This is a genomic window from Runella rosea (assembly GCF_003325355.1).
In the GTDB taxonomy this organism is placed as follows: Bacteria; Bacteroidota; Bacteroidia; order Cytophagales; family Spirosomataceae; genus Runella; species Runella rosea.
The window spans coordinates 5921374-5939104 of the sequence record NZ_CP030850.1; the positions used below are offsets into that span (position 1 = coordinate 5921374).

At 46.0% G+C, this 17731-nt stretch carries 14 protein-coding genes; 7 read left to right on the forward strand and 7 right to left on the reverse strand.

Features of this window, described 5'->3' with window-relative positions; all coding sequences use genetic code 11:
- Nucleotides 1-93: 93 nt before the first annotated feature.
- Nucleotides 94-612 carry a GNAT family N-acetyltransferase gene (locus DR864_RS24285; protein ID WP_114069395.1) on the reverse strand — a complete coding sequence of 173 codons (519 nt, stop codon included), beginning with the start codon at nt 610-612 and terminating at the stop codon, nt 94-96.
- Nucleotides 613-719: 107 nt separating this feature from the next.
- Here DR864_RS24285 and DR864_RS24290 point away from each other — a divergent pair, with 107 nt between their 5' ends.
- Together DR864_RS24290 and DR864_RS24295 are read left to right on the forward strand one after the other, a co-directional pair.
- The gene (locus tag DR864_RS24290) at nt 720-1982 is read left to right on the forward strand and encodes a replication-associated recombination protein A (protein WP_114069396.1); all 1263 of its coding nucleotides are present in this window, start codon (nt 720-722) and stop codon (nt 1980-1982) included.
- Complete coding sequence (locus DR864_RS24295) at nt 1967-2899, forward strand: endonuclease/exonuclease/phosphatase family protein (RefSeq protein WP_114069397.1); 933 nt, start codon at nt 1967-1969, stop codon at nt 2897-2899. Before DR864_RS24290 ends, DR864_RS24295 begins: the two co-directional genes overlap by 16 nt.
- 4 nt (nt 2900-2903) lie before the next feature.
- On the opposite strand, the gene DR864_RS24300 is transcribed toward DR864_RS24295, so the two are convergent.
- Both DR864_RS24300 and DR864_RS24305 read right to left on the reverse strand, forming a co-directional pair.
- A complete protein-coding gene (locus DR864_RS24300; RefSeq protein ID WP_114070462.1) occupies nt 2904-3665 on the reverse strand; it encodes an enoyl-CoA hydratase/isomerase family protein in 762 nt (253 codons plus the stop codon).
- 7 nt (nt 3666-3672) lie between these two features.
- A complete protein-coding gene (locus DR864_RS24305; protein ID WP_114069398.1) occupies nt 3673-5217 on the reverse strand; it encodes a DUF5723 family protein in 1545 nt (514 codons plus the stop codon).
- Nucleotides 5218-5451: 234 nt separating this feature from the next.
- Here DR864_RS24305 and DR864_RS24310 point away from each other — a divergent pair, with 234 nt between their 5' ends.
- The 4 genes from DR864_RS24310 (at nt 5452) to DR864_RS24325 (ending at nt 9477) form a co-directional block, all read left to right on the forward strand.
- Entirely contained in the window at nt 5452-6882 is a 1431-nt protein-coding gene (locus tag DR864_RS24310; protein WP_114069399.1) for a circularly permuted type 2 ATP-grasp protein, read from the forward strand.
- A 127-nt stretch (nt 6883-7009) separates the two neighbouring features.
- On the forward strand, nt 7010-7597 hold the full coding sequence (locus DR864_RS24315) for a TetR/AcrR family transcriptional regulator (RefSeq protein ID WP_114069400.1): 588 nt from the start codon (nt 7010-7012) through the stop codon (nt 7595-7597).
- A 78-nt stretch (nt 7598-7675) separates the two neighbouring features.
- Nucleotides 7676-8566 carry an NmrA family NAD(P)-binding protein gene (locus tag DR864_RS24320; protein ID WP_114069401.1) on the forward strand — a complete coding sequence of 297 codons (891 nt, stop codon included), beginning with the start codon at nt 7676-7678 and terminating at the stop codon, nt 8564-8566.
- A gap of 182 nt (nt 8567-8748) precedes the next feature.
- Nucleotides 8749-9477 (forward strand): DUF4412 domain-containing protein, encoded by a 729-nt coding sequence (locus tag DR864_RS24325; protein WP_114069402.1) that lies wholly within the window; start codon nt 8749-8751, stop codon nt 9475-9477.
- 63 nt (nt 9478-9540) lie between these two features.
- On the opposite strand, the gene DR864_RS24330 is transcribed toward DR864_RS24325, so the two are convergent.
- The 4 genes from DR864_RS24330 to DR864_RS24345 all read right to left on the reverse strand — a co-directional run bounded on the left by DR864_RS24330 (nt 9541) and on the right by DR864_RS24345 (nt 14980).
- The gene (locus DR864_RS24330; RefSeq protein WP_229599463.1) at nt 9541-10926 is read right to left on the reverse strand and encodes an amidohydrolase family protein; all 1386 of its coding nucleotides are present in this window, start codon (nt 10924-10926) and stop codon (nt 9541-9543) included.
- Complete coding sequence (locus tag DR864_RS24335) at nt 10904-11281, reverse strand: four helix bundle protein (RefSeq protein ID WP_114069404.1); 378 nt, start codon at nt 11279-11281, stop codon at nt 10904-10906. The genes DR864_RS24330 and DR864_RS24335 overlap by 23 nt, the downstream gene beginning before the upstream one ends.
- 35 nt (nt 11282-11316) lie before the next feature.
- Complete coding sequence (locus tag DR864_RS24340) at nt 11317-14358, reverse strand: amidohydrolase family protein (protein ID WP_114069405.1); 3042 nt, start codon at nt 14356-14358, stop codon at nt 11317-11319.
- A 169-nt stretch (nt 14359-14527) separates the two neighbouring features.
- Nucleotides 14528-14980, reverse strand: a complete 453-nt coding sequence (locus DR864_RS24345) for an Lrp/AsnC family transcriptional regulator (RefSeq protein WP_114069406.1) — start codon at nt 14978-14980, stop codon at nt 14528-14530.
- A 218-nt stretch (nt 14981-15198) separates the two neighbouring features.
- Here DR864_RS24345 and DR864_RS24350 point away from each other — a divergent pair, with 218 nt between their 5' ends.
- Entirely contained in the window at nt 15199-17727 is a 2529-nt protein-coding gene (locus DR864_RS24350) for a serine hydrolase (protein WP_114069407.1), read from the forward strand.
- The last annotated feature ends 4 nt before the right edge of the window (nt 17728-17731 follow it).

Here is a 17731-nt window from a genome sequence, read left to right on the forward strand (position 1 = left end):
TAGTAGGCTGTGCGGCGGGCCGTTTGGAAAGTCTCTCTCAATTCTGCCTACTTACTTAATAGCATGGTGGTCATTTCATGCTTCTCGGTAATTTTAGATAGGCTGAAATTTTTTCCATACGTACCGCCAAACACGAACATTATTCCCACCAGGCATCATGTCTGAAAACAGGGCTTGTTTTTCCCCACCCACTTTTTCGTAAAAAAATCGGGCTGAGTGGTTGTCTTCGAGGACTTTTAAGTAGAGTTTGGGTTGGTCGAAATGTTGAAGACTCCAGTCAGACACTTCATGCATCAGATCTCTGCCAATTCCCCGTCCTTTAAATGAAGGTAGTACGTGAAGATTGTCAATAAATGTCCCGAATTCATCGGTTTGGCTTCCGTAAGCGCAAACAAAGCCAACGACGATATTGTCTATTTCTTTGACAAAAATAACTTGATTAGCAGGAGGCTCATTTATTTTCTGCGTCCAAACCTGAATCCGGTCCGCCAGGACGTGGTTGTCCAGATAATCATCTGAAAGCATCCCTCGATAACTGTTTTGCCAACTTAACGCGTGTAGGTTAGCGATTGTTTCAATGTCGTTAGGGGTGGCAATTCGGTAGTTGTTCATTTTTTTAAAGTAAAGAGTATTCAAAAATAATAGGAAGTTTGGAAGAGTCCTAGGATAGATTTATACGAGCATTTGTATTTTTGTGCCCACTATTAACTGCCGATGCTATGCTTGCACCCTTGCCCGAACGTATGCGCCCGCGCACGCTCAATGATTTTATCGGTCAACCCAAATTGTTGGGGGCCAACGGTGCTTTGCGCCGGGCTATCCAAAATAATTTGGTGCCGTCCATGATTTTATGGGGTCCGCCGGGCGTAGGAAAAACAACGCTGGCGCTGCTCATTGCCGAATCTACCAAACGTACCCTCTACAGTTTGAGTGCGGTAAGCTCTGGAGTGAAAGAGTTGCGCGATGTATTGGCGCGCCCGTCGGGTCTTTTTTCGCCCGTGGTGTTTATTGATGAGATTCACCGCTACAACAAAAGCCAACAGGATGCGCTGCTTGGCGCCGTCGAAAAAGGGCAAATTACCCTCATTGGCGCAACCACCGAAAATCCGTCTTTTGAAATCAATTCGGCTTTGCTGTCGCGCTGTCAGGTATATATTTTAGAAGCACTCGGAAAAGAAGAATTAATAAAAATGCTGCACCAAGCGGTGGAGAAAGACGAAGACTTGAAGACCAAAAACATTCAGTTTGAGTCGTACGATGCCCTGTTGCGGTTATCGGGTGGGGATGGACGAAAGCTATTGAATCTGCTGGAATTGGTGGTTAATGCACACAGTCAGGAGTCGCTCATTGCGATTACCGATGAAATGGTGACCGAAGTAGCCCAGCAAAATATGGCGCGTTATGATAAATCGGGGGAGCAACATTATGACATTATTTCTGCTTTCATCAAATCGCTGCGTGGAAGTGACCCCAACGCGGCCCTTTATTGGATGGCCCGCATGATAAAAGCGGGAGAGGACCCCGATTTTATCGCTCGGCGTATGTTGATTATGGCTTCTGAAGACATTGGAAATGCCAATCCGACGGCGGTAATCATGGCCAATGCCTGTTTGCAGGCTGTTAAGGTGATTGGCTATCCCGAGTCTCGCATTATCATGTCGCAGGTGGCGGTGTATTTGGCTACTTCGCCCAAAAGTAATGCGAGTTATTTGGCCATTGATGAGGCGTTGGCGTTGGCCGAACAAACCGCACATTTGCCCGTGCCGCTGCACCTGCGCAACGCCCCGACGAAGTTGATGAAAGAAATCGGTTATGGTAAAAATTACCAATATTCTCATAATCATCCGGGAAATTTTGCGGCTCAAAACTTTATGCCCGACGAGCTGAAAGGTACCGTTTTGTACCAACCGGGACAAAATGCCCGGGAAAATGAAATTCGTAAACAATTGCAAAAATGGTGGGGCGAATGGTACGAGTACTGAAACAAACCTTACAATACGCTCCTTGGTTGGTGCTTTTTGCCTCGTTGATTGGATATTTGGGTGAATACAGCCGTTGGTTTGATCATTTTTCCAGCTTCCGGGTGCAATACTGTTTTTTAGGTTTGATGTTAGCCATTTGGCAGCTTCTGCGGAAGCAATGGGCATTGACCGCTCTGAGTTTAACGGTGTTTTTAGGAAATGTGTGGTTGATAGAGGATTGGTTATTCTCGTCAAAATCAGCTTCTCAAAATAAAGCTGATTTTAAGGTTTATCACGCCAACGTTCTTTTCAAGAATCATGATTATTCGCTCGTTACCCAACAAATTCGGGAAGAAAAACCTGATTTTTTTTCTATCAATGAAGCCACACCGCCGCTTATCGCGCATTTGAAAAAGACGTTTGCGCAAGAATATCCGTATTCTTTTGTGGTTTTTGCCAAAAATGACACTGAGGTATTTGTGGCAAGTCGTACGCCGATTGTGGTTGATTCGGCGGCGACTTTTGCCGTGAGAGGATTGATGCGATTGACCACTATTGTCAAAAACAAACCCTTGACCATCATTGCGTGCCATGCCTACAACCCCATCAAGAAAGTGGATTTTATAATCCGTAATCAGGAATTGAAGCACATTGCTGCTTTGGTGACCAAAGAACGAAACCCGACGCTCGTGATTGGTGATTTAAACATCACGCCGTGGTCGGTTATTTACCAAGATTTCATAATGAAGTCTGGGCTAACCAATTGCCGAGAAGGGTTTGGTCTTCATCCAAGTTGGCCCGTTTGGATGCCACTCATGTTGATTCCGATTGACCATTGTTTAATCAACAACCAACTAGAAACGGTCTCATTTCAGACGGGAAACTACACCAAGTCTGACCATTATCCACTGGTCATTCAGTTGCGGTTTCGGCCCTGATTTATTAATTTTTTGCTTTCATTCGGGCAATAGCCGCCCGTGTAAAATCCGACAGCACGAGTCGGCCGCTGATGGCTGCACGCTCGGTCAGCAGTGTATTCCAATGTTCGGTTCCTTGCCAAAACACTTTCTTCAATTCTTGTAAAGCGGCGGGATGGTAGGCGGTAAGAGCGCGTGCAAAGGCGCTGATGGCTGTATCCAATTCGGCGGTTGTTTCAAAAACTTCGCTGTAAAGACCTTTATTTTGGGCCCAAGTAGCCGAATAAAAGGTAGAGGCATTGAGCGTAAGTTGTGAAAAGGCTGATACGCCTATCTTGTGCTCAATGGCAGGCCCGACTACAAACGGGCCGATTCCAATCAGTAATTCGCTTAAGCGAATGGCGGCGTGTTGGGTGGCAAAACAATAGTCGGTCGCGGCGGCTAAACCTACCCCGCCGCCTACGGCTTTGCCCTGTACTCGTCCCAAAATAATCACTGGACTCGTGCGACAAGCATTGATGACGTTGGCGAAGCCCGAAAAAAAAGTCAAGCCTTCTTCTTCGGTTTGAATCGCGGCTAGTTCGTCAAAACTTGCTCCCGCGCAAAATGTACGCTCGCCTCCGCTTTGTAAAATAATGACTTTTGTGGCAGGATTCTGGCCCGTTTCTTGGATGGTTTCGGCCAACTGCCGTAACAGAAAACTGGGCATGGCATTTTGGGCGGGGTGAAAAAACGTAATTGTAGCGACTCCTTCGGGAGAAAGGTCGGCGGTGACATGAGGTTCCATAAGCGGATTATCGTTTACGACGCGAGGATTTTTCGTAAGGTTGATACCAGCATTTGTTTGGATCATCGGGTTTGCGATGGAAAAACGGAGCGTACAACCCAAAGTAAAAGTCTAGTCCTTGAGGTTTACCAATATCTAAAAGACCGCCCAGATGGTCGGTGCCGATAATAACTGGGCCAATTCGGGTGGCTAATCCCACGGTAAATACCCGGTAATTGTCAACCATCGCCAAAGGCGTAGATACTTCAAACCATTTGGTTTCGTAACGGGGTGTTACGGCAAATACCGATTGTGGTTTTATATCTATATAATTTTTGCCGCCCAGCCCCTGCACCCAAAGCGCATTGACGTACAAACGGCCTTTGTGATGATAATCAAAACTTGCGTTGAAAGAAGTGGGCAGACCTACCGTGAAGCCACGAGGATTATCAGCGGGACGTACGTCGAGGACTGTATTGACGGCCCTAATAGCGGCACTGCTTCCTGACAAACTATTAAAATTATTGTAATCAAACTGCTTAGCTGTCGTCGGATTTACGTCGATTTCTCGTACATAATTTAAGTTTTTGTACCGGATAGCCCCAATATCTGTCAGCGCCGCTGAAATACGGTATTTGTATTTATTTTTATTGGGGTCGTGGTGCCGACCGCCTCGTGGTCCACCGATTTTGAGTTTTTGTACGTCTGGTCGGTACTCATATACTGCCCCGAGGTCAAAGCCCCAACCGCCCCCAGCGGAGCGGTTTCCGAACAAAAATTGAGGGTTAAGTCCTAGATTAGAGAAGGCTTCTTCGGTGGTGTAGCCGTAGGTAGCCTGTAATTTGGAGGCAACGATAAATTCACGTTCTGGATTGAGGCTTTCAACGTTGATTCGATAAGCCGCGTCTTTCATGTCGGCGTGGACATTATAAACGCCAACCAATCGCTTCACTGTCACACCTACCTTTAGAAAATCTTCGTCCCAATCCGCCAGTACGGCACCAAACGTAGCGCCCATTTCTACAAAGCCGTTGGTCGACAACTTAGCGGTTTGATTGGTGAAATCCTTACTTTGTAATTCAACCAGATTGGTTCCGTAGCGAATCACGCGCGCGGTTTCTTCCGATACATCTGTTAGGTTGAGAGTATACCTACCTCGGGTAGTAAGTGCTATGGCAAAGCGATTGTTTTTGAAAGAAAACAAGGCAGATGGCCCCCGCAAATCTCCGCCAGTATGAAAATGCTTCGGTTTACCGTTGAGGCGCTCGGCATAATAGGTGTCTTTCCAAATAATTAAACCGCGTTCGCTGCGGTATTTCTGAGAAACACTGTTGGTGATTAGACTTATAAATGAGTAAGGAGCATCGTAACGAAGGTAGTTGTTGATTAAAAAAAAATCGTTGCCAATAAGATTTATGTACAATTTATGTCGAGAGTCGGCGGCATGAGCAGGGTTTAAAAAAAGTGCATTCGTCCCTGCATAATTGCTCGAAGATAGCCCCAGCCAGTGTTGAGCTTGGACAGATACGCAACTCAGTATTCCAACAATAATGACCAAAAGGCGACGTGTCATTCCAAAAGAGTAAAGTGTTAGTTTGTATTAAAACCAGCGGAAAATAAGATTTGTTGGAAATACTATATCTTCCATTTCAAGAAACGTAAAAAGGTGACGCAAAGTACGATATAATCATACAATTTAAGAAATGTAAAATGAATGGGATAAATTGAGGTAGAAAATTTGGCTAAATTGTTATTTTGTACATATCTTGTTCGGCAAAACAAATAACTCACCTACTTTTTCGCCATTATGCATTTCTCTTTTAAAAATTATGACACCGAGAAGTTTTACGATGAAATGTTTTCGTCGGACGGCAGGATTCGCCCCGGGTGTGAGGCATTTAAACAACGCGTAGAACAACTGACCCAAACCGAATTGATGAATCGCCAGCATACCGCCGAAAGGGCGCTGATGTCAATGGGGATCACGTTCAATGTTTATTCCGAAGGAGAAGGAACCGAACGTATTATGCCGCTTGACATTATCCCAAGGGTTGTGGCGGGCGACGATTGGAATCGACTGGAAAAAGGACTTATTCAGCGGATTACGGCCCTGAATATGTTTATTGACGATATCTACAACGACCAGAAAATTCTGGATGACGGAGTGGTGCCGAGAGATTTGATTGAAACCTCAAAATGTTATCTCGAAGCTTGCAAGGGGTTGAAACCTCCGAAGGGAATTTGGTGTCACATTACAGGTACGGATTTGATTCGGGGCGACGACGGAACATTCATGGTTTTGGAAGACAATCTTCGTTGCCCATCTGGCGTGTCTTATATGCTGGAAAACAGGGAGTTATCTAAGCAGATTTTTCCCGAAGTCTTGGCCCGCACTGGCGTACGGCCTGTGTCGGACTATCCAGCGCGTTTGTTTGAAATGCTTAAATTTATTGCCGACCGTCCTGATCCAAACATTGTGGTACTGACGCCAGGGATTTATAATTCTGCTTACTTTGAGCACTCGTATTTGGCGCAGCAAATGGGCGTTGAACTCGTTGATGCCCGCGATTTGGTGGTTTCGGGAGGATACGTAAAAATGCGGACAACACGTGGATTTGAGATTGTGGATGTAATCTACCGTCGTTTGGATGATACGTTTTTGGACCCGCAGGCGTTTAATCCGCATTCGCTCATCGGGATTCCGGGAATATTTGATGTGTACAAAAAAGGCCGCGTAGCACTTGCCAATGCTCCTGGAACGGGTGTTGCCGACGATAAAGTGATTTATGCGTACGTGCCGCGCATTATCAAGTATTATTTGGATCAAGAAGCCATGATTCCTAACGTTAAGACGTACATTTGCCGCGAAGCCGATGACCTGAAATACGTACTTGAAAACGTGGAAAATCTGGTCATCAAAGAAGCCAACGAAGCAGGAGGCTATGGAATGCTGATTGGACCGAAAGCGACCAAAGAAGAACATGAACTGTTCCGTCAAAAAATCAAAGATAATCCCCGTAACTATATTGCCCAGCCCGTGATTTCGCTCTCACGCGTGCCGTGTATCGTGGATGACCACGCTGAAGGTCGTCACGTGGATTTGCGCCCTTATATTCTTTATGGCGACGGCATCAATGTAATTCCGGGTGGACTCACGCGCGTAGCTTTGCGCAAGGGTTCATTGGTCGTAAACTCATCGCAAGGTGGGGGTGGAAAAGATACGTGGGTAACGTATTGATAATTAATGATTTGTGATATTTTTGTATCTCTTCTTATAAGCCTCTTGTGAAAAGAGGCTTATTTTTTGTAAAAATAATTGATAAAAAACTTGACATACTAACTGGTATGTTTACCTTTGTGCCATCATGACAGATACACGAACCGAAATATTACACAAAAACTATGAAGCTATTCACCGCAATGGCTTTCAGGGAGTTCGTGCCGATAAGGTGGTGGCTGAAATGGGGATTACGAAGGGGGCATTGTATCATTATTTCCCCAATAAGTTTGATTTAGGTTACGCTATTTTGGATGAATTGCTGGCACCCCACTACCTAAAAATCTGGGAACCATTTGAACGCGCCGAGAAAAATTTTAGCGCTGTTTTGCTTGGCATATTAGAATCATATCGAGATTTTGCCAAGACTGACGAAGAAATCAAGCTTGGTTGTCCACTGACCAATCTTACGCAGGAAATGCCACCTTTGGATGAAGGGTTTCGCAAAAGATTGCACCGAATTACCCATCAAATGCAGTTACAGGTTGAGACAGGGCTGAAAAATGCCCAATTATCGGGAGAATTTAAACTTGATTTTAACCCAACTCAGACCGCTTTTTTCTACTTATCGGCCATTGAAGGAGGTTTTAGCGTGGCCAAAGCCATGCAAAGCCGGGCCGCTTTTGAAATGGTTATTGCCCAACTAAAACAATTTTCCGAAGGACTTAAAGTCTGATTTTTTTTGCCCGCATACATACCAACTGGTATGTATGTATATTGAAAACAAATATAAATTAATTAAAACCAAAGAATCATGTACGTTATTACAGGAGCCACAGGACACACCGGACACATCATTGCCGAAGAGCTGCTTGCAGCAGGAAAAAAAGTAAAAGCCGTTGTTCGCAACGCAACAAAGGGAGCCGCATTGGCCGAAAAAGGAGCCCAATTGGCCGTCGGTGATTTGGAAGATGCCGCATTTTTGAAAGAAACATTCAAAGGTGCCGAAGCCGTTTATTTGATGGTTCCTCCCAAATGGAACATTACCGATTGGCGGGCGTATCAGCGTGAAATCATTCAAAATTTTGTGGATGCATTGCAGGGGTCGGGTGTAAAATACGCTGTGGTACTGAGTTCAATGGGGGCACACATGCCGACGGGTGCTGGACCCGTAAGTGGATTGTACGATTTGGAACAGGCACTCAAAACGGTGGAAGGGTTGAACGTGCTCAATTTGCGAGCAGGGTATTTTATGGAGAATTTTTTCGGTAACATCGGTTTAATCAAGGCCGCGGGGATTCAGGGGTATACGCTCAATGCTGATTTAAAGGTTCCGTTGGTGCATACGCACGACATTGCAGAAGTGGCCGTTAAGCATTTGTTAACGCTTGATTTCAAAGGTCATTCCCACGTTTTTGTGGCGGGAGCTGCCGATTATACCATGAAGGAAGCAACCGCTATTTTGAGCGATACCGTTGGAAAACCTTTTCAGTATGTACAATTTTCGCCCGAAGATGCCCGCGCGGGGATGATTGGCGCCGGTCTGCCCGAAACCATCGCCGACGGTTATAACGAGCTTTTTGCGGGCTTAAACTCGGGAGAGTACCTCAATGGTTACGAGCGTGATGCCACCAATACCACCCCGACGACGTTGGAGGATTTTGCCAAAAAAGAATTTGCTGTGGCATTTAATGCGGTAAGCTAATATTTTACGGGCGGTTGTTGAATTTCAGCAATCGCCCTTATTCTAGAAATTTTGGCGTTTATGGGAAGTGTTGCCTTAGTGGGCGTTTGAGGGCTGATAGCCCTTTTTTGATTTTAAATAATTCTATCATACAAAATCACGACAACTGACGTTGTATATCTTTTCCCATAAAAATCAATACTATGAAAAAATTGTTATCGCTTACTCTTGCGTTGGCGGGAGCCATTTCAGTTCTGGCACAACAAGGAACGATTGAATACAAAATGACCATGTCGGGGCAAGGGCAAAGTAATGTATCGACCAGCAAAATGCAATTTGCGAGCGGAAAAGTGCGCATGGAAACCAGTCTCAATATGCCTGGAATGTCGCACAAGCAAGTAATGCTGATGCTTCCCAATAAGCCTAATACTATGATTATGCTGAATGAAGGGGCCAAAACCTACACCGAACTAAATACTAATTCAACTCCCAAAGACCCCAACGCGGCTAAGGTGACGGTAAAAGTGGTGGGAAAAGAAAAGCTTCAAAACCTCAATTGCACACACATCGTGGTAACCATGAGCAACCGCCCCATGGACATGTGGACCACCAAAGACATCGCTGGCTATGAAAGCATGATGGGTTATTGGAAATCAAGCATGAGCGGCGGCAATGACCAAATGTACAGCGAATTGAAAAAAGCGGGTGCCGAAGGTTTTGTGGTCAAAACGCAAATGAAAAATAAAGAAGGAGGAATGACGATGGAGTTGGTGAAATACGATACAAAGCCCGTGTCGGCCGCCCTGTTCAGCATTCCAGCGGACTATAAAAAAGGGACCTCCATTGATCCTAATAAAATACAGAATATGACGCCTGCCGAGCGTAAGAAAATCATGGAAGAAATGATAAAACAACACGGCAACAAGCAATAATGGTTAATACTTGCCAAGACTCGAAATAGAAACGCTGAGTCTTGGCAAGTATTTTACAAGCCTTTATTTGTTTCCGATTTCGTATTTGTCGTTGTACTTTTTGTACTGGCGTTTGTGGCGGTCGTCAAGGTCGGTCTTACGGCCCCTGATGAAAGCGTGTTCAATGCCGTTGGAGCGCATATCCAGAATGTCGCCTTTGCAGACTACGAGTGTGGCTAGCTTCCCTTTTTCCAACGTCCCTACCTGTTTGTCAACGCCGAGAATTTTGGCGGGGGTAGACGTAATCATTTTTAACGCTTCTTCGCGGTCGAGGTTGCCAAATCCCGCGGCGGTTCCAGCCACAAAGGGCAAGTTGCGCGTACGCCAATAGGCTTCGCCGTAGCTTAATGCAACCGTGACCCCCGCTTTTTGCAACAACGAAGGCAGCTGATACGGCTGATACACAGGCTCATCCTGACGGTTGGGGAGGCGGTGCGTTTCTCCCAACACCACAGGAATATTGTTTTCTTTCAAAAAATCTACCACCCTGAGCGCATCTTCCGCTCCCACAATGACTGGTTTCTGAACCCCGTGCGATTTGGCAAATTTGACGGCTTCGATAATGTCTTTGCTGTTGTCGGCGCGGATGTACAAATTTTGATTTCCGCTAAAAAGACCCCGCAACGCTTCCAATTTGAGATTGGTAATGCTGGGATTTTTGATCTGGCTGTATGCGCTAGCATCCGAAAACAATTGCGCAAGATTATTGATTACCTCCTGACGACGGCTGTTTCGCTGTAGGCTTACCGAAAAATCCTCAAAGTTGAATTCGCGGGTAAAAAACGGTGGCCACGTTAGCCACAAGCCGTCGTCTTTTTTCAGAACGGCATCCTCCCAATTCCATCCGTCGAGTTCCATCACTGATGACGAACCCGAAATCGTGCCCCCTTGGGGAGTCGCTTGGGTAAGCAATAATCCATTGTTACGCAAAGTAGGAATAACCTCAGAATCAGTGTTATAAGCAACCAATGCCCGAACGTTAGGATTGAGCGCCCCGATTTCCTGATTGTCGGTAGTGGCCCGAACTGAGCTAATTTCGACCAAACCCGTTGTGGCACCCATCGCAATGAGGCCCGGATAGAGGTGTTTACCAGTTACATCAATGACTTCGGTGGCGTTACGGTCAAAAGTTGTGCTTGCATCGCCTACGGCGGTAAGGATTCCTTTATCAAATACCACCGTTCCTTTGTCAATCACGGTGCCGTTGCCTACATGAACCGTGCCGCCCACCAGTGCAATAGGCTTGGTTTGGGGCTTCGCCGGCGCGGGGTTTTGGGCCGATACGGGCTGAAATAAGAGGCCAGAAATAAGCAGTAGGAAATAAGAAATAGGCTGTAAGAAATAAGATGCCTGAGCAAAATATAACTTTTTGACTTTTATGGGATAGTTAGAAGGTCTTCCAGTTCTCATGTAATTTCGAAAGTTTAGCACCGAGATATTCAGTATCGGTAGTTAGTTCTTTGTATGATTCTTGACTAATATATAGACAATCTAAAGCGAATAATAACCAACATTTAGTCTCTTCAAGGGAGCCGATGGAGTCGATTAAATGTCTTTTGAATGTATTTTCAAATCTTCGCTTTCCCCAACCTTCTGCAATATTTGCTGCAACGGAGCGAGAGGAACGTCGTATTTGATCGGTTAAGGAGTATTTTTCTTCAGAGGGAAATTTTGTGCTGAGCCAAAAAATTTTCATGGCTAATTGATGAGCCAAAGTATAAACTTGTAAATCTCGGAAAGTTTGGATTGGTGTTCTATTATCCATGATTTGTAAAATTCTGAGCTCCTACGTCTTACTTCCTATTTCTTTTCCCCCTCGCTTTGCTCTTCGCCTTCTGCCATAACGCCCTCTACATCTTCGCAATGCCACATACGCTGACGGCGGAAAGGCGGACGGATGGCGGTAGCGCCACCTGTTTTGGCCGAAATCATTTTTTGTACCAAACGAGCGCGTTCTTTTTCTACTTCGTCGCGTCGTTTGTCATCGCCCTCTGTGGAGTAGTAAATCGCCCCTTCAACAATGGTATAGTCAGGACGGGCGTAGATCGAAAGCGGGTGGTTGTTCCACAATACCAAATCGGCATCTTTGCCCGTCTTGATGCTGCCCGTACGTTTATCTAAGTGCATAATTTTGGCAGGGTTGATGGTCACCATTTTGAGGGCTTCGGTTTCGGCGATGCCGCCGTATTCCACTGCTTTGGCGGCTTCTTGATTCAGGCGGCGGGCCATTTCGGCGTCGTCGGAGTTGATGCTGGTCAATACGCCTACTTTGGTCAAAATGGCAGCATTGTACGGAATCGCGTCTTTTACTTCCATTTTATATGCCCACCAGTCGGCAAAGGATGAACCTGCGGCCCCGTGTTTTTTCATTTTATCGGCTACTTTATAACCCTCTAAAATGTGCGTAAACGTGTTGATTTTGAAGCCTAAAGAATCAGCGACTTTTAGAAGCATATTGATTTCGGATTGTACGTACGAATGACATGTAATGAAGCGTTTAGCGTTGAGAATTTCAACCAACGCGTCTAGTTCAATATCACGGCGAGGCACGGGCATTCCGATTTTGGTCTTCATCGAATTGTACGAATCCCAAGCGCGCTCATACTCGCGGGCACGGGTGAAATGATCCATAAATACCTGCTCAACGCCCATCCGCGTCTGCGGATAACGGCTCGTTGGATTGCCGCTGTTGGCCTGTTTTACGTTTTCACCCAAGGCAAATTTGATAAACTGTGCTTCGGGCAGGAGCATCTCCGAAACATTGCCGCCCCATTTCAATTTTACCACGGCCGATTGCCCGCCGATGGAATTTGCGGAGCCGTGCAACAATTGCGACATGGTGACGCCGCCCGCCAATTGACGGTAAATATTGATATCGTCGGGGTTGATAACATCGCTCATGCGTACTTCGGCGGAACTGGATTGACCACCTTCGTTGATGGAGAAAAGCGCGATGTGTGAGTGCTCGTCGATAATACCCGGCGTCAGGTGTTTGCCTGTACCGTCAATCACGCGGGCGTTGGCGGCAGAGAGGTTTTTGCCAATGCGGGCAATTTTACCATTTTCAACCAATACATCACTGTTTGGCAGCATCCCTGCGTCGTCGCTGGTCCAAACGCTGGCATTTTTAATCAACAACGTTTCTGATTTTGGTTTCTCGGCATTCCCAAATCCAACAAATGGAAACAGGGGTTTTCCTACATTCGGAGCAGGTTTGCGGGTTGAATCGCGGCGTGCTTCGGCCAATTTTATCGGCTCCTGTAGGGCCGCTTCCCACTTGGTAGGGGTGCCTTTGGCGGTTTCTCCGCTTCCTTTAAAGCCCGTTCCTTCCCGATAACCCGTCAGGCGAGTGGTGGCGTTGGGGGCTTTTCTGTCGGGTTGAAAATTGAGCGAAATCAGGTCGTTGAGGTAAGTTACTTTCGGCGTAATTTTCACAGTATCGCTCAGTACAATTTGATAATCAGGCTTCTCGGGTTTTCCAGTAATGATTAATTTCCCCTTTTCGGTCTCCATGCTTAAGTTGTACGTTCCCCTAATATCGGCTTGGTTGAGGTTGTTGATGATGTATTTTTTACCCCGAATCCAGTTTTCGTAGATGACATTGTCTGCGTTGAACAAATTGCCCGAAGTAATGATAAAATTGGCCCAAGCGCCCGTTTTGAGGCTTCCTACTTTATCATCACATTTGAGGAGTTGGGCGGGAATCGCCGTGAGGGCTTCAAGGGCTTTGGTTTCCGACAAACCGTATTCAATGGCTTTGCGTAGGTTGGTCCAAAATTCCGTTTTTGTTTTGAGCAATGCCGAAGTCAGTACAAAATTAACGCCCGCTTTTTCCAAGGCCGCCGCGTTGGCGGGAGCCATTTCCCAGTGTTTCATTTCGGCAAGGCTCACGTTGTCGGCATCCCAAACATCTTCTACATCGAAGGCTGCTGGGAAGTTGAGCGGAACAATGAGCGTGCCACCCGACGCTTTTATTTCGTCAATGCGCTGGTATTCATCGCCATTGCCACGAAAAATGTATTGTGTTTTGAATTCATCACCCAGTTTGTCGGCCCTGAGCAAGCTCCATTTGTCGGTTGCTTCAAATACGGTCGGCAATCCGCTCAGGGCATTAAAAGCATCGAGTGAGATGTTGTATTCAACATTTTTGCCCGCGTTTTTATACCATTCGGCATCGTAGTAGGTTTGGCGCAACAACGCCATTGCGCCCATGGGTGAGTTGGGATATTGTTGGCCAGAAGAGCCTTTGCTGAACGATAAATGGGCAGAAACAGGACTACGAACAATGACGCTGTTTTCGCTGTCGGTAGCCAAAGTCACGAGCGCGCCGCTACCGCGTACGATGCCGTCGTGGTGGTGAGTGAGCACCGTAGCAAAGCCTAATTTGCGCAGCTCATCGGCTTTGGCATTGTTGACGGCAAATAATTTTCCTGCTTCTGTTTCGGGATTCAGGGCCTGATTCCAGCCGTAAGCACCTTTTTTATTGGATTCAATCTGCTGCGGTGCGCCGCGTCCGCCGCCTTGGGTGCGTTTGACTTCGGGCATTCCGTAGTCCGATTCCATGTCAATCAGGGCAGGATAGATGCGCTTGCCTTTGAGGTCGGTTACGACGGTTCCGTTGGGAATTTGTAGGTCTTTGCCCACGCCAACGATTACGCCGTTTTTAATGATTAAAGTGCCATTTTCGAGTACGTTGCGTGCGTCAATGTAAATGGTTGCGTTGGTGAAAGCGTACAATTCGGGGCGCTCGTCATACACGCCGTTGCGCGGAAAAGTGGGCGTTTGGGCCCAGATGTACGAACATACCGATAGTGTGATGAGAAGTGTAATCAGTTTTTTCATGAAGTGATACGGATTTTAGATTAGGTTACGGTTTCCAAATCTACTTTGGAAAAGTGTTGAAAAAAAGGGAGGCGTAAAAAAGTGCAGTTATTTACTGAAAAGATAATGCAATATTGGATAATGCGGTAGTTAGGTGGGTTCATTTAAAAAATAAAAGCCATTGTTTTTCCTACAACTGCACTTCGGTGGAGTACTTCACATCGTGCAATACCACTATACTGCTGTGGACTTTTACCATCGGGATTTCGGCAAATGATTTTAAGAAGCTGTCGTATTCTTTGATGTCTTTGACGAGGACTTTCAGTTGATAATCAACCATCCCGGCCAGATGATAACATTCCATTACCTGCGGCATTTGGCGGACAATTTTCTCAAATGTCTCGATGTTTTCGGTGGTATAAACGGGCATCGAAACGTTGCAAAACACTACTTGTCCGCGTCCTACTTTCTCGGGGTTTACCAATGCCACATAATTATTGATGTAGCCTTCTTTTTCCAAGCGTTTGATACGTTCAAAAACGGGGGAGGTGGTTAGGTGAAGGGCTTCGGCCAATTCTTTGATGGTCAACTTGGCGTTTTGCTGCAACAACGCCAAAATACGGAGGTCAGTTTCGTCAAGCATAATTTGCTTTTGGGAGGAGGTATTTGACTTTATTTAAAGCAAAATATGCTTATTTTTTGTAAAATTCTATTTTTTATGACTAATAAATTCTTTTTTTAAAGAATAAAAGACTATTTTCGTTCACACTTCATCAACATTTAAGAATCAAACGGTAGGCTCCTTGTACGCTTTGCCACCTTCTTCCTGAATCTTTTATCGAAATTTTCAACCCCAACTTTATGGCAGCCAAACGATTCTTTTCGGTACTCTGTGTGCTGTTGAGCATTCAGCTTTCTTACGCTCAATACAGTCCTTCAAAATTGAAAACGTTGGATTCGGCATTGACAATTTTGCACCAACGGGCATCTTTTAGCGGGGTGGTTTTGGTGGCAGAAAATGGAAAAACCGTGTACAAAAAGGCGTTGGGTATCGCTAATTTGGCCTTGCAAGAGCCGCTCAAAACAACCTCTTCCTTCAATTTGGCTTCGGTTTCAAAGCAATTCATGGCGATGATGGTCATGATGTTGAAAGAAAAAGGAAAACTACAATTTGACGATAAGGTTCAGCAACATTTACCCGATTTTCCCTACGAAAAGATAAGCATTCGGCACCTGCTCACCCACACGAGCGGCTTGCCCGAATATTTTGAGTTGGCCCAGAAACACAACAATACGCTGGATACGCTGACCAACGAAAAGCTGCTTCAATTGTTGAAAACCCACCAACCCAACCTAGAATTTGGCGTAGGAGAAAAATGGGAGTACAACAATACAGGCTATGTGATTCTGGCGTCGGTGATTGAGAAAGCGGCGGGGATGCCCATTGAAGATTTCTTTAAACAACAGATTACGAGGCCGTTGGGGATGAATGATACCTACATTTATTGCCTTCGTATGAAACAATCACCCGTCAATCGGGTAATGGGTTATCAGCGAAAAAACGGACGGAATGTACCTAATGATTTAATTCGTTTGGACGGAGTCGTTGGCGATGGCAATGTGTATTCTTCGGTCGAAGATTTGCTGAAATGGGATCAGGCGCTGTACACTCAAAAACTGGTCAGTGCCGCTACGTGGCAGGAGGCCATAACGCCGGTTAAATTCAACAACGGTCAAACACATCCTTATGGCTTTGCTTGGTTTATCGAAAATGACGGGAAGGTGCTGTCACACACGGGAAGTTGGGTCGGATTTTTCAATGAGATTATCCGAAATATCGAAAAAAAACAAACGATTATTATCCTTTCCAACTCTACCGATGCGACGGTAAGGAAAGTGGTAAAGGACGTTTTGGCGGGTAACGTACTGAAGTTGCCCAAAACTGAACTGATTTCAAACATTAAACTCATTGACGGGTCGGGCACTGCTAGTCGGCCAGCGGCTGTACGTTTGAGAGACGACAAGATATGGGAAGTCGGTGATTTAGTGCCTTTCCCTAACGAACCCGTGACCGAGGGAAAAGGAATGACGCTTGCACCGGGTTTTATTGACAGCCACAGCCACCATTTTGGCGGCTTGGAAGAGCATCCCGACGGGATTGCGGCGCTCAATCAGGGAATTACGACGATTGTAACTGGGCAAGACGGAGGCAGTACTCCGATGGATACGATACAAAGTTTTTTCAAAAAACGACCCGTTGCCATCAACGTCGCCACTTATACGGGACATTCTACATTGCGGGCCAAAGCGATGGGAGCCAAGAGTTTATACCGAACCGCCAAGCCAGAGGAGGTAGAAAAGATGAAGAACTTGCTGCGGGATGAAATGAACAAAGGCTCGCTGGGATTGGCGACGGGGTTGGAATATGAGTCGGCTTTTTTTTCCAATCGAGACGAAGTATTGACACTAGCCAAAGTGGCGGCGGAGTTGGGCGGACGGTACATGAGCCATATTCGTAGTGAGGATATTAATCTGGATGAAGCCATTGACGAAATCATTGAAATCGGCCAACAAACGAAAATGCCCGTGCAGATTTCGCACATCAAAATTGCTAAACGTGACCAATGGGGAAATGCGTTGGCGCTGTTGGGCAAGCTCCAAAAAGCACGCGCTCAAGGGGTAAATATCACGGCCGATTGTTACCCCTACGATTTTTGGAACTCTACGTTGCGGGTGCTTTTTCCCAACCGCGATTATACAAATAGTGCAAGTGCTGAGTTTGCCGTAACTCAGCTGTGTGACCCCGAAAAATCGGTGGTCGTGCGGTTTGCGCCCAATAAAGATTATGCGGGAAAAACCCTTTCTCAAATTGCCACGCTTCGCCAAGAAAAACCCGCCCAAACTTTGATGGCTTTGATTGCACAAGCGGCTGATTTTGAGGAGAGAAATCCAGATTATGAGGGTGGAATTGAGGCGATTATGGGGAAGTCGATGGATGAGTCCGATATTGCGGATTTCCTGAGTTGGTCGCACACAAATATCTGTTCCGATGGCGCATGGCGTGGGCATCCCCGTGGTCACGGGGCTTTTACGCGGGTATTGGGAACGTACGTACGCGACAAAAAAATCATGCCTTTAGAAACCGCCATTCACAAAATGACGGGGCTAACGGCGGAGCATTTGGGGATGACTGACCGTGGAATTGTACAATCGGGGTACTATGCTGATTTGGTGCTGCTAAACCCCGAAACCGTGAAAGACAACGCCAATATTCAAAATTCTACCGCGCTTTCGTCGGGAATTGAAAAAGTATGGGTCAACGGTCAACTCGTTTATGAGTCGCAGAAAACCACGGGTAAATTTCCTGGGGTATTTATCAAAAGACAATAGCAAT

Excerpts from the sequence above, each read along its gene's own strand:
- DR864_RS24300 (WP_114070462.1), bottom strand. The coding sequence starts at position 3,665 with ATGGAACCTCATGTCACCGCCGACCTTTCTCCCGAAGGAGTCGCTACA.
- DR864_RS24285 (WP_114069395.1), bottom strand. The coding sequence starts at position 612 with ATGAACAACTACCGAATTGCCACCCCTAACGACATTGAAACAATCGCT.
- DR864_RS24290 (WP_114069396.1), top strand. The coding sequence starts at position 720 with ATGCTTGCACCCTTGCCCGAACGTATGCGCCCGCGCACGCTCAATGAT.
- DR864_RS24320 (WP_114069401.1), top strand. The coding sequence starts at position 7,676 with ATGTACGTTATTACAGGAGCCACAGGACACACCGGACACATCATTGCC.
- DR864_RS24350 (WP_114069407.1), top strand. The coding sequence starts at position 15,199 with ATGGCAGCCAAACGATTCTTTTCGGTACTCTGTGTGCTGTTGAGCATT.
- DR864_RS24310 (WP_114069399.1), top strand. The coding sequence starts at position 5,452 with ATGCATTTCTCTTTTAAAAATTATGACACCGAGAAGTTTTACGATGAA.
- DR864_RS24335 (WP_114069404.1), bottom strand. The coding sequence starts at position 11,281 with ATGGATAATAGAACACCAATCCAAACTTTCCGAGATTTACAAGTTTAT.
- DR864_RS24345 (WP_114069406.1), bottom strand. The coding sequence starts at position 14,980 with ATGCTTGACGAAACTGACCTCCGTATTTTGGCGTTGTTGCAGCAAAAC.
- DR864_RS24295 (WP_114069397.1), top strand. The coding sequence starts at position 1,967 with ATGGTACGAGTACTGAAACAAACCTTACAATACGCTCCTTGGTTGGTG.
- DR864_RS24315 (WP_114069400.1), top strand. The coding sequence starts at position 7,010 with ATGACAGATACACGAACCGAAATATTACACAAAAACTATGAAGCTATT.
- DR864_RS24340 (WP_114069405.1), bottom strand. The coding sequence starts at position 14,358 with ATGAAAAAACTGATTACACTTCTCATCACACTATCGGTATGTTCGTAC.
- DR864_RS24305 (WP_114069398.1), bottom strand. The coding sequence starts at position 5,217 with ATGACACGTCGCCTTTTGGTCATTATTGTTGGAATACTGAGTTGCGTA.
- DR864_RS24330 (WP_229599463.1), bottom strand. The coding sequence starts at position 10,926 with ATGAGAACTGGAAGACCTTCTAACTATCCCATAAAAGTCAAAAAGTTA.
- DR864_RS24325 (WP_114069402.1), top strand. The coding sequence starts at position 8,749 with ATGAAAAAATTGTTATCGCTTACTCTTGCGTTGGCGGGAGCCATTTCA.